The 12704-nt window shown below is 63.1% G+C and carries 9 protein-coding genes; all 9 read right to left on the bottom strand.

Annotation, left to right across the window (positions count from 1 at the left end):
• Positions 1-49: 49 nt before the first annotated feature.
• Positions 50-1630: a siroheme synthase CysG gene (gene cysG, locus GVL52_RS02620; RefSeq protein WP_160003781.1), complete on the bottom strand. Its 1581-nt coding sequence runs from the start codon at positions 1628-1630 to the stop codon at positions 50-52.
• Entirely contained in the window at positions 1602-4259 is a 2658-nt protein-coding gene (locus GVL52_RS02615) for a nitrate reductase (protein ID WP_160003779.1), read from the bottom strand. The genes cysG and GVL52_RS02615 overlap by 29 nt, the downstream gene beginning before the upstream one ends.
• Complete coding sequence (nirD, locus tag GVL52_RS02610) at positions 4259-4594, bottom strand: nitrite reductase small subunit NirD (RefSeq protein ID WP_160003777.1); 336 nt, start codon at positions 4592-4594, stop codon at positions 4259-4261. The genes GVL52_RS02615 and nirD overlap by 1 nt, the downstream gene beginning before the upstream one ends.
• Before the next feature lie 4 nt (positions 4595-4598).
• A complete protein-coding gene (gene nirB / locus GVL52_RS02605; RefSeq protein WP_160003775.1) occupies positions 4599-7049 on the bottom strand; it encodes a nitrite reductase large subunit NirB in 2451 nt (816 codons plus the stop codon).
• 5 nt (positions 7050-7054) lie between these two features.
• Complete coding sequence (locus tag GVL52_RS02600) at positions 7055-7852, bottom strand: ABC transporter ATP-binding protein (protein WP_160003773.1); 798 nt, start codon at positions 7850-7852, stop codon at positions 7055-7057.
• An 11-nt stretch (positions 7853-7863) separates the two neighbouring features.
• Positions 7864-8757, bottom strand: a complete 894-nt coding sequence (gene ntrB / locus GVL52_RS02595; protein ID WP_160003771.1) for a nitrate ABC transporter permease — start codon at positions 8755-8757, stop codon at positions 7864-7866.
• Positions 8758-8816: 59 nt separating this feature from the next.
• Complete coding sequence (locus tag GVL52_RS02590; protein WP_160003769.1) at positions 8817-10115, bottom strand: CmpA/NrtA family ABC transporter substrate-binding protein; 1299 nt, start codon at positions 10113-10115, stop codon at positions 8817-8819.
• Positions 10116-10472: 357 nt separating this feature from the next.
• The gene (locus GVL52_RS02585) at positions 10473-11753 is read right to left on the bottom strand and encodes a CmpA/NrtA family ABC transporter substrate-binding protein (protein WP_200847742.1); all 1281 of its coding nucleotides are present in this window, start codon (positions 11751-11753) and stop codon (positions 10473-10475) included.
• A 57-nt stretch (positions 11754-11810) separates the two neighbouring features.
• The gene (locus GVL52_RS02580; RefSeq protein ID WP_160003765.1) at positions 11811-12413 is read right to left on the bottom strand and encodes an ANTAR domain-containing response regulator; all 603 of its coding nucleotides are present in this window, start codon (positions 12411-12413) and stop codon (positions 11811-11813) included.
• Positions 12414-12704: the final 291 nt, after the last annotated feature.

Genomic DNA, 12704 nt, shown 5'->3' with positions numbered 1-12704 from the left:
TTGACAGCCTTCGACCTGAGCCGCGGGCGCGGGAGTGGCTAAAGCCTCATCATTGTACGGCCGATGCCAGCTGACCAATGCCGCCAGACAAGATGATAGGGCGACCGGCGGCCATACCGCCACCACCTTGCAAGCCGATATCCGCAACGTTCTCCCAGCCCGCAGGGCTGTCTGGAACCTCGACGATCTTTCGGCCTGCAGCCAAAGCCAGGCCGACGGCGATCAGAACGGGCTTTTCATAACCGATTGCGGCGATGCCGTCCCTGATGGTCTTGAGTTGGCCGCGCCAGTGACGCTGCGTCGCCCTGCTGACATCGCTGATGATGACGGCTGGTGTTGAAGGCGACAAGCCCTCGGAGGTCAACCGATCGGCGATCAGCGCCGCCGTTCGGCCGCCCATGTAGAATACCGTCGTCGTGTGCGGATCGGCGACCATCGCCCAGTTCACGTCCACCGGCAGCCCACCACTGCGCGAATGACCGGTGATGAAGCGAACAGATTGTGCGTGGTCGCGATGGGTCAGCGAAATACCGAGGCACGAGGCCATGGCGCTTGCTGCGGTGATGCCGGGGATGACATCAACCGGAATGTTCTCCCGGTCGAGATGGGCGATCTCCTCGCCAGCGCGGCCGAAGATCATCGGGTCGCCGGATTTCAGGCGCACCACGCGTTTTCCCGCCTTGGCGAGCTTGACCATCATCTCGTTGATATCCTCCTGGCGGCAGCTGGTGCGACCGCCGCGCTTGCCGACCAGCATGCGCTTGGCCTCGCGGCGGGCAAGCTCCAGCACCTCTGACGAAACGAGATCGTCGAACAGGATGACATCGGCAGCCTGCAGGGCGCGCACTGCCTTCAGCGTCAGCAGTTCCGCGTCTCCGGGGCCTGCGCCGACAAGCGTGACGCGGCCGGTGCAGGTAGAAGAGGCGGGCGCTTCGAGAAGCCTGTCGGCATCATCGAGAAGCTGCCCGCCGACGCCCTCCTCCGGCGTATCCGAACTTGAAAAGGCACGATCGACGAACCGTTCCCAGAAGGCGCGGCGCAACTGGGCCGTTGCGAGCCGCTGATTGACCGCTTCCCGCAGCGACTGGGCAAGCTGCGCCCAGCCCTTCAGCGCTTGCGGCAGCAGCGTCTCGATGCGTCTGCGGATCGCCTGCGCAAGGATCGGAGCCGCACCATCGGTCGATATCGACACGACGACGGGCGATCGATTGACGATCGAGCCGAACTGGAACTGGCAGAAGGCGGGCTTGTCGATGACGTTGACCGGTACGCCGGCGTCGCGCGCGGCGTCGAAGAATGCCTGCGCTTCGTCCTCCTGCTCGCAGTCGGCGATGGCCATGACCGCACCGATCATGCTCTTCCTGTCCCAACTCTGTGCGGCGTGAACGAATCTGCCCTGCGGATGTGCGGCATTCTGGGCGATCAGGTGTTGGAATGTCTCGGATAGTTGCTCTGCATAGACATGGACTTCCGCGCCGCAGGCGGCCAGCAACTCGGCCTTCCAGGCCGCGGCATCCGTGCCTCCAGCAACCACGACACGCTTGCCTTCGAGCGCCCAGAAGATGGGCAATTTGGCGAGCCGGTCCATGCGGGCCGGGCTGTCATTCCGCGGCGGCTGCAAGACATCCATCGATGATCCCCCTGATTTCGGCGCGGCACGAGCCGCAATTGGTTCCGGCATTGGTGTGGGCGCCGACGGCTTCGACGCTGTGGCAGCCGCCGCGCACGGCTGATATGATCTGGTTGACGCCGACGCTGAGGCAGGAGCAGACGGTGGCACCCGGGTCCGGCTTGTCGGCGCCGGGGCGGCCGGCGACAAGCGCGAAGCGCTTGCGCAGATCGTCATGCGCGGCGGTGAGCTGCGAGATCGCCCAGTTGCGGGCAACCGCAACCGGCTGGCGCGCCAGGAACAGAGCGGCCAGCAGGCGCGCGCCATCGAAGAAGGCCAGCCGGAGATCGCCGGTCTGCTGGTCGGCATAGCCGAGCGGCTCGATGTGTCCGGCGATAGCGAATGTCTCGCGGCACCAGTTGTGCCAGTCTTCCACGGGCTGATCGAAGCCAAGCTCCAAGCGCCAGCCACCCTCGGCCTTTGCCACCGCCCAATAGGCGGCATCAAGACCATCAGGCTTCGCTGCCGATACGGCAAAGCCATAGTGGGCCGCCTTGAAAGGGCGTGCCGCGACGGCAACGTTCTTGGAGGCAGGCTGGCCGGATATGGGATCGGTGATCGGAGCGACGACGACGTCGATGCGGGCCCTGGCGGCAAACTGGTCGTTCCAGTGCATCGGCACGAAGATGCTGCCACGGGCCTGTCGCTCGGTGATCAGGGCGCGGACGATCGATTTGCCATAAGGGCTCTCGATCTCGACAAGGGCCGCATTGCCGACGCCGATTTCCATCGCATCGCGCGGGTGGAGCTCGGCAAAAGGCTCGGCGATGTGGGAGGAAAGGCGGGCGCTTTTGCCGGTGCGCGTCATCGTGTGCCACTGGTCGCGGATGCGGCCGGTGTTGAGCGTGAAAGGATAGTCAGGATTGGTGCGGTCGCAGATGGCTGGCTCGACCGCGATGAACCGCGCCTTGCCGTCCGCGTGGTAGAAGCCGCCCTTGGCGAAGAAACGCGTTTCTGTCTGCGGCGCGCCGGCAGGCTGCGGCCATTGGAAGGGGAGCAGTGCGTCATAGCCGTCCTGATCGGTCTCGGCGTGGGCACCGATATCGAAGTCACGGCTGCCATCGTTTTCGAAGGTTGACAGTGCCGCGTGTTCCGCGAAGATTTCCGAGGGCGAGGTGAAGTCGAACGCTTCTTCGAGACCCATCCGTCGCGCAACGTCGGCCAACTGCCACCAATCGGCGCGTGCTTCACCCGGTCCGTCGAGGAACGGCCGCTGGCGGGAGATGCGCCGCTCGGAGTTTGTCACCGTGCCACTTTTCTCACCCCAGCCAAGCGATGGCAGGAGCACATCGGCGTGACGGGCAGTGTCGGTGTCCTTCAGAATGTCGGAGACCACGACGAAGGGGCAGGCCCTGATCGCCGCTTCGACGGCATCGGCATCCGGCATCGAGACCACGGGATTGGTCGCCATGATCCACAGCGCCTTGATGCGGCCGTCGCCCACCGCCTTGAACATATCGACGGCCTTGAGGCCGGGCCTGGTCGCGATAACAGGCGACTGCCAGAAGCGCTGGACGCGATCGCGGTCCTCGGCGCTTTCGATCGCCATATGGGCGGCGAGCATGTTGGCGAGGCCGCCGACCTCGCGGCCGCCCATGGCGTTCGGCTGGCCGGTCAGCGAAAACGGTCCCATGCCCGGCCGGCCGATGCGGCCGGTGGCGAGGTGACAGTTGATGATGGCGTTGACCTTGTCGGTGCCCGACGACGACTGGTTGACGCCTTGGCTGTAGCAGGTGACGACCTTTTCCGTCTTGGCGAACAGCCGGTAGAACTCGCGAAGCTGCATGGCGGGCAGGCCGGTCTGCTCCAGCACGTCGTTGGTCGAGACAGCCGACGCCGTTGCGAAGGTTTCGGCAAAACCTGTGGTGTGTTCGGCGACATAGTTCTGGTCGATGGCGTTGGTCGCGATCAGGTGGCCGAACAGGCCGACGAACAGGGCCACGTCGCTATCGGGCCGGATCGCCAGATGCAGGTCGGCGATGTCGGCTGTCATCGTCCGGCGCGGGTCGATGACGACGACCTTCATCGACGGACGGGCAGCCTTGGCGGCGGCCAGCCGCTGGTAGATGACCGGGTGGCACCAGGCGAGGTTCGAGCCGGTCAGGATCACCAGATCTGCGAGCTCCATGTCTTCGTAACAGCCCGGCACCGTGTCGGCGCCAAAGGCGCGGCGATGGCCGGCGACGGAGGACGACATGCAGAGGCGCGAGTTGGTGTCGATATTGCCGGAGCCGATGAAACCCTTCATCAGCTTGTTGGCGACGTAGTAGTCCTCGGTGAGCAACTGGCCGGAAACGTAGAAGGCGACGGAGTCCGGTCCGTGCTCGACGATCGCTTGCGAAAATTTGGCTGCGACGAGGTCAAGCGCGTCGTCCCAGCCGGCCGGCTTTCCATCGATCTCGGGATGCAGGATGCGCCCGTCCAAGTCGATGGTTTCAGCGAGCGCCGAGCCCTTCGAGCACAGCCGCCCGAAGTTGGCGGGATGGTCGGGATCACCTTTGACGGAGACCACGCCGTCATCGGCCACCTTGGCGATGACGCCGCAGCCAACGCCGCAATAGGGACAGGTGGTCTTGACCTCTGTTGCCATCACTCCGCCGCCATCATCAGGCTTTCGAGCGCGATGAACAGCGCGCCGTCCTCGTTCCTGACCGCAATGGTGCGGACCTCGCCTTCGTCGGCGCCAAGGGCCTTGCCGGTTTCGAGCGAGATCACCCAGTTGTGCAGCGGGCAGGTCACGGCTCTCGCATGGACGATGCCCTGGCTGAGCGGGCCGCCCTTGTGCGGGCAATGATCCTCGATGGCGAAGACCTCGTTTTCGGCGGTGCGGAACACGGCGATCTTGCCTTGGGGAGTCTTGACGCAGCGGGCGCCGCGCAGTGGGATGTCGGAAATGTCACCGATCGGATGCCAGTTCATATCCATCTCCTCACTCCGCTGCCTGGGAATAGCCGATCGTCGCCATCGGCTTGAATTCGTGCTTGTCCTTGCCGGAGACGCGCTCCGACCAGGGATCGACCTGCGCAAAGCTCTGGCTGAAGACAAAACGCTCGTAGTAGGCCTGCCGCTTGTCGGCATCGCCGATGATCTGCCGGCGGATTTCCTCCAGGCCGATGCGCTTGGCCCATTTGTAGATGCGCTCCAGATAGCGGGCCTGCTCGCGATACATCTGCGTCAGTGCCACGATATGCTCCAGCGCCTCGTCTTCGGTCTTCACCAGCCCGAGCACTTCCGTCCCCTTGATGTCGAGACCGGCGGCACCGGCGAAATGGATCTCGAAGCCTGAATCGACGCAGATCACGCCGATATCCTTGCAGGTCGCTTCCGCGCAGTTGCGCGGACATCCGGACACTGCGAGCTTGAGCTTGGCCGGTGTCCAGGAGCCCCACATGAATTTCTCGATGCGAATGCCGAGCCCGGTGGAATCCTGGGTGCCGAAGCGGCACCAGTCAGAGCCCACGCAGGTCTTAACGGTCCTCAGGCCCTTGGCATAAGCCTGGCCGGAGATGAAGCCGGCCTTGCCGAGATCGGCCCAGACGGCGGGCAGGTCCTCTTTTTCGATGCCGAGCAGGTCGATGCGCTGGCCGCCGGTGACTTTCACCATCGGGATCTCGAACTTGTCGACCACATCGGCAATGGCGCGCAATTCGCCGGAGTTGGTAACGCCGCCCCACATGCGCGGCACCACCGAATAGGTGCCGTCCTTCTGGATGTTGGCGTGGACGCGCTCGTTGATGTAGCGCGACTGGTAGTCGTCGGCATATTCGTCCGGCCAGTCGCAGACCAGGTAGTAGTTCAGCGCCGGCCGACATTTTGCGCAGCCGCACGAGGTCTTCCATTCCAGTTCCTGCATCACGGCAGGGATGGTTTTCAGGCCCTTGGCCTTGATCAGCCGGCGAACGTCGTCATGGCCGAGTTCGGTGCAGGTGCACATCGGCGTCACCGCCGCCGGGTTGTAGGTCTCGCCGAGCGTCAATGCCATCAGCTGCTCGACCAGGCCGGTGCAGGAGCCGCAGGATGCGGAGGCCTTGGTGTGGGCGCGCACATCGTCGAGCGAGGTAAGGCCCTTGGCCGAGATCGTCGAGGTGATCTTGCCCTTGCATACGCCGTTGCAGCCGCAGATTTCCGCATCATCCGGCAAGGCTGCAACGGCCGCCATAGGGTCCAGCGGGGACCCTCCCTGGTAGGCCTGCCCGAAGATCAGCGTGTCGCGCATCTCCGAGATATCGGTGGCTTTCTTCTTCAGGTCGTTGAACCATGCACCATCGGCGGTCTCGCCGTAAAGGACGGTGCCGATGATCCGGTTGTCCTTCAGGACAAGACGCTTGTAGACACCGGCGGTGGCGTCGCGCAGCACGATTTCCTGCCGGTCGTCGCCATCGGCGAAGTCGCCGAGCGAGTAGAGTTCGATGCCGGTGACCTTGAGCTTGGTCGGCGTGTCGGAATGGACGAAGGCTGCCGATGTGTCGCCGGAAAGGTGCGATGCGGCAACGCGGGCCATCTCGTAAAGCGGCGCGACCAGGCCATAGACCTGCCCGCCGACTTCGGCACATTCGCCGAGCGCCAGGATGCTGCCATCGGATGTCTGCATGCCGTCATCGACAACGATGCCACGGTTGACGGCAATGCCGGCCTCTTTCGCAATCGCCGCGTTCGGGCGGATGCCGACGGCCATGACCACAAGCGTTGCCGGGATGATGCGGCCGTCGTCGAGTTCGATCCCTTCGACCTTGCCATTGCCGATGATCGCTTTGGTGTTGGCCTTGGTGATCACCTTGATGCCGCGCTCTTCGATCGCCTTCTGCAGGAGATAGCCGGCGGCCGGATCAAGCTGGCGTTCCATCAGCGTCGGATTGACATGCAGCACGGTGACATCCATGCCGCGCAGGCTGAGCCCCGCGGCCGCTTCCAGCCCGAGCAGGCCGCCACCGATGACGATCGCCTTCTCGCGCGACTGGGCAGCCAGCAGCATCGCCTGCACATCGTCGAGGTCGCGATAGGTGATGACGCCGGGCAGGTCCTTGCCGGGGACCGGAATGATGAAAGGCACAGAACCGGTGGCGATCACCAGCTTGTCGTAGCTTTCGGTGACGCCGTGGTCCGAGGTCACGGTCTTCGCATGCCGGTCGATGGCGACGATCTTGTGACCCTTGTAGAGGGTGATGCCATGCTCGATATACCAGCCGTCGCCATGGATGACGATCTGCTCGTAGGTCTTTTCGCCGGACAACACCGGCGACAGCATGATGCGGTCGTAGTTGACGCGAGGCTCGGCGTTGAAAATGGTCACCTGGTATTGCCCGGGCGCCTTTTCGAACAGGTGCTCGAGCATGCGCCCGGGCGCCATGCCGTTGCCGATGATGACGAGTCGTTCGGTCATGATTGTTACTCCGCGGCTTCGACGAAGCGGTGACGTTCGTAGAGGAACTTCAGCACGGCTTCGCGGCATTTGAGGTAGGTTCGGTCGGAGGCAAGCTCGATGCGGTTGCGCGGGCGCGGGATCGGCACGTCGAGTACTTCGCCGATCTTGGCGGCCGGGCCGTTGGTCATCATCACGATCCGGTCGGACAGGAGCACGGCTTCGTCGACATCATGGGTGATCATCACCATCGTGTTGCCGAGGCGGGCATGGATTTCCATCACCGCGTCCTGCAGATGGGCGCGGGTCAGTGCGTCGAGCGCGCCGAATGGTTCGTCGAGCAGCAGGATCTTCGGCTCCATCGACAGCGCACGGGCAATGCCGACACGCTGCTTCATGCCGCCGGAGATTTCCGATGGGCGCTTGTCCCTGGCGTGCGCCATCTGCACGAGGTCGAGATTGGCCATGACCCAGTCGTGGCGCTCGGCCTTGCTCTTGGAGCGGCTGAAGACCTTGGAGACGGCGAGGTTGACGTTCTCGTAGACGGTCAGCCACGGCAACAGGCTGTGGTTCTGGAACACCACGGCGCGCTCGGGACCGGGGGCGTTTACCTCGCGGTTTTCCAGCAGCACGGCGCCTGCCGACACCGGCGTCAATCCGGCGATCAGGTTGAGCAGCGTGGACTTGCCGCAGCCGGAATGACCGATGATCGACACGAACTCGCCCTTGGAGATCGTCAGGTTGATGCCCTTCAGCACCTCGGCGCGCGTGCCTGCCCGGTCGAAGTGTTTGTCGATATGATCGAGCTTGAGATAAGCGGTCATGATCGTTCCTCTCAATTGGCCGAAGCGCCGCGGGTGATCAGCTTGCCGACGGCTGCCACCAGCTTGTCGAGCGCGAAGCCGACGACGCCGATGTAGGCAAGCGCGACGATGATGTCGGGCAGGCGCGAGGAGTTCCACGCATCCCAGATGAAGAAGCCGATGCCGACGCCGCCGGTGAGCATTTCGGCGGCAACGATTGCCAGCCACGACAGGCCGACACCGATGCGAAGGCCGGTGAAGATATAGGGGGCGGCCGAGGGCAGCATGATCTTGAAGAAGAATTCGATCTGGTTCAGCCGCAGCACCTTGGCGACGTTGCGGTAATCCTGCGGGATGTTGCGCACGCCGACGGCGGTGTTGATGATCACCGGCCAGATCGAGGTGATGAAGATCACGAAGATCGCCGAAGGATTGCTATCCTGGAAGGCGGCGAGCGACAGCGGCAGCCAGGCGAGCGGCGGCACGGTGCGCAGCACCTGGAAGATCGGGTCGAGGCCGCGCATGGCCCAGACCGACTGGCCAATGATGGCGCCGACCACGACGCCGGCGATGGCGGCAAGACCGAAGCCATAGGCGACGCGCTGCAGCGAGATCAGCACACGCCAGCCGAGGCCGATATCCTGCGAGCCGTTGTTGAAGAACGGGTAGGCGATAAGATCGTAGCTCTCCTGCCAGACCAGATGCGGCGAGGGCAGGGAGGCCGTTGGCGACGAACAGAGCACCTGCCAGACGGCAAGCATGATGGCCAGGACGACCATTGGCGGAACGACGTTGGCCAGCACGGCGGATGTGACCGTCTTCATATCGAACTTGGTTGCGGGCCGCTTCGATAGCGGCAGGATGGTCGCCGTCTTCGAGATGTTCGCTGCGGCAGCGATGGTCTGTTTCTTGGCCAGGGCGGGCATGGGACACTCCTCGGGATAGGGAAGGAGCCGGCGCGCCAATCGGGCGCCGGCAGCGGAAATCAGGATGCGGCCTTGATCGCGAGGCTATCGAGATAGGCGGACGGGTTTTCCGGATCGAAGACCTTGCCATCGAAGAAGGTTTCCTTGCCGCGCGACGACGATGCCGGGATGTCGGCTGCGGCAACGCCGAGGTCCTTGGCGGCGTCGCGCCAGATGTCTTCGCGGTTCACCTTGCCGACCAGCGCCTTGATGTCGGTATCCGGCGCAAACTTGCCCCAGCGGATGTTTTCGGCGAGGAACCAGGTGTCGTGGCTCTTGAACGGGTAGGAGACGCCGCCGGCCCAGAATTTCATGTAGAGATCGGTGCCATGGGCGACGCGGCCGTTGCCGTAATTGATGTCGCCCTTGAGGCGGCCGAGTACATCCTTCGGCGGCACGTTGAACCACTGGCGCTTGCCGAGAATGGTCGACATCTCCTCCTTGTTGTCCATGCTGTCGCACCATTGCTGGGCTTCCATCACGGCCATCAGCAGCGCCTTGGCGGCGTTCGGGTTCTTCTCGACCCAGTCGGTGCGCATGCCGAGCGCCTTTTCCGGGTGACCCTTCCAGAGTTCGCCGGTGGTGGCCGCGGTGAAGCCGATGCCCTGGTTGACCAGCTGCTCGTTCCAGGGTTCGCCGACACAGAACACATCCATGTTGCCGACCTTCATGTTGGCCACCATCTGCGGCGGCGGCACGACGATGGTCGATACGTCCTTGTCGGGGTCGATGCCGCCGGCGGCAAGCCAGTAGCGGAGCCAGAGATCGTGGGTGCCGCCAGGGAAGGTCATCGCCGCCTTGATCTCCTTGCCCTCGGCCTTCTTCTTCTCGAAGGCGGCCTTCAGCTTGGACGCATCGAGCTGCACGCCGGTATCGGCATATTCCTTGGCGACCGAGATGCCCTGGCTGTCGTAGTTCAGCCGCGCCAGGATGCTCATTGGCACCGGCTGGTTGTTCTGCGTCACCTTGCCTGCCTGCATCAGGTAGGGGAGCGGCGAGAGGATATGCGCGCCGTCGATGCCGTTGGACGCGCCACCGAGCACGAGGTTGTCACGGGTTGCGCCCCAGGAGGCCTGCTTGGCAACCTCGACATCGGGAAGGCCATGCTTGGCGAACAGGCCCTTTTCCTGCGCGACGATCAGAGGCGCCGCATCGGTGAGCGCGATGAAGCCGAGCTTGGCGCCGGTGACCTCCGGACCTGCCGTAGCGGCAAAGGCGCCGGATGGGAAGGCTGTGCGGACGGCGGTGATCAGCGCTGCCGCTGCGCTCGTCTTCAAAATGCTGCGTCGTGTGATGCCGGTCGTGACGATCTTTTTCATGCGGAGGCTTCCTCTGCTGGTGCTGGCCGGAATTTTGGGAATAAAAAAACGCCGCTCGGTGAATGCGTCATCGGGAGGGAGGTCCCGGACTGCAAAAACCTTGCGACGTCGATGTCTTTTGTGAACGCAATCGTGCGCTCAGCTCGCGCCGGTCGCCATTGACCAGTGCGGTTTTAACCATGCAACCAGCGTGCCAGTTTTAATTTGTTTTTCTAATGCAATGAAATCAAAGGGAAAAGCGGTAGATGGATGCCGCAGCTCAATTTTTCATCGTGCTCGCTTAGTGCTGATGTTTTGTGCGAATGCCATCTTGGCGGCATGCCGGCGTGCAAGCTATTTGTGCACGGCAGCAAACAATCAGTGGTCGTCAGAGCTTGGCGACGGTGCCTGCAGACTGCGAACCGCAAAGCCCGAGACATAGTCGACGAACTTCGATGGATCGAAGATGTGGCCATCCATGAAGCGGTCTCCGTCCTCATTGCCTTCTATGCGGATATCCGCATCCGGGGGGGCGCTGTCTGCGCCAAGTGCTGCCCGATAAAGATCGGGACGATAGGCGGATGCGGCGGCTCTGGCGTTGTTCAGCGTCAGTTCCGCCTGACCCCAGCGAACCATCTGGCTGTAGCTCCAGAGCGCATGGCTTGGTCTCGGGTAGTTCGCAAAGCGGCCGTGGAACAGGAAGTAATCGTCGATCACCCGACGGTTGCCCTTGTCATCGAGGCTGAATTCGCCTGACAGCACATGGCGAATGATCTTGACCGGGGCGGCGACGTAGCGTGTGTCGGCCAAGGCTTCGGCCAGCGCGTCGTGGTTTTCGCCGCGATCACACCAGCGCGCTGCCGCATCGAGGGCCACGATCAGCCGAGAGACGGTCTCGGGATGGGCCTCAGCCCAGTCAGGCCGCATGCCGATGACTTTTTCCGGTGCCGACGGCCATATGTCCTGCTTGGCGACGACGATGCGTCCGACGCCGCGTTCAGAAGCAATCATGTTCCAGGGCGCGCCGACGCAGAAGCCGTCGATGGCGCCGGCGGCAAGCGCGTCGGAGGTCAGCGGCGGCGGTACGACGACCAGCTTCACGTCATTGTCAGGGTCGACGCCGCCGGCAGCCAGCCAGTAGCGGAACTCATAATTGTGGGAGGAGAAGGGATAGGTCATGCCCAGCGTCGGCAGCGGCTCGCCGCGCGCCTTCATGTCCTGCAGCACCATGGCCAGAGCGCGCGCGCTTTCGAGCGCCGCTGGCATCTCCGATAGGCCGGCGGTCTGCTGCATCCGTTCGAACAGTACAGTCGACAAGGTGATGGCGTTGCCCCCTCGGCCGAGCGAGAAGGGGGTGATGGTCGGCGACGGGTTCGAGCCGAGCCCGAGCATCGAAGCAACCGGCATCGGCGACAGCATATGAGCGATGTCAAACTGCCGGAACGCCAGCCGATCGCGCACGTTGGCCCAGGACACGTCCTTGACCAGATCAAGCGTCAGTCCTTCCTTCGCCGCGAAGCCGAACTCCGCTGCGGCAATCAGCACGGACGCATCGACGAGCGGAATGAAGCCGGCGCGCAGCGTCCTGGGGCCTTCCGTACTTGTCCGGCTCGGTGCGGCAAGGCCGCCGGTCGCGCTTTCGGTCATTGTTTTATCCACCCCGGTTTCCTCCGGACATCAGGAATATCTCGCGCGCATTTATCGCATCAGCGGGCATCACATCAACAGCCCGGCGGCGGTGACGACGCTCTGGGCGATATCGGCGATCTTCTTCTTTTCGTTCATCGCGGTCTGTCGCAGAAGGGCAAAAGCGTCCTCCTCCGACAGGCCGCGCATCTTCATCAATATACCCTTGGCTCGATCAATGACCTTGCGCTCTTCGAGCGCCGACCGCGCATCGGCCAGTTCTCGCTGCAGCCGGCTGAAGGCATTGAAGCGACTGACGGCCATCTCCAGGATCGGCTTTACCCGCTCCTTTTTCAGGCCATCGACAATGTAGGCAGAGACCCCGGCATCCACCGCGGCAATGATCGAATCCTCATCCGATTTGTCGACGAACATGGCGATCGGCCGTTTTACCGCCCGTGAGATCTGGAAGATGCTTTCCAGCATGTCACGGTTCGGGTTCTCCAGGTCGATGACGATGACATCTGGATTGATCTCCTCGATGCGGCGCGCCAGGCCGTTCATGTCGTCGATGACAGTCACGCGCAGATAGCCAGCCTCGCGAAGCCCGAGCTCGATGATGGAGGCTCGAATGCTGTTCTCATCGATCACCAGCACGTTCAGGCTGGACTTAGCAGGTTGAGACGTTGCCACTGGCAGCCAGCATTCCGTTCACGAGGGCGTCAATGTTCGCCCTCCTGAGATGCGGGAGATTGGTCTCGAAATCAAGCGTGAAGGAAGCGAGTGACACTTTATCCGTCGATTTCGAGGGCCGACCGGCGGGATCGTACAGCTTCATGACCAGGCGTATCAGTCTGCTGGCCTGGCACAGTAGCCATAGCGAAGCTGAGCACGATGCCGTAATCGCCCAACTCCTCGACGCTCTTCATCTGCGGCCGAATGAACATGGGACCCATTTCCGGATCCGCCGAAAACGGTTCAGGT

The organism is Rhizobium sp. 18055 (assembly GCF_902706285.1).
In the GTDB taxonomy this organism is placed as follows: domain Bacteria; phylum Pseudomonadota; class Alphaproteobacteria; order Rhizobiales; family Rhizobiaceae; genus Rhizobium.
This window is presented reverse-complemented; position numbering and strand designations above follow the sequence as displayed.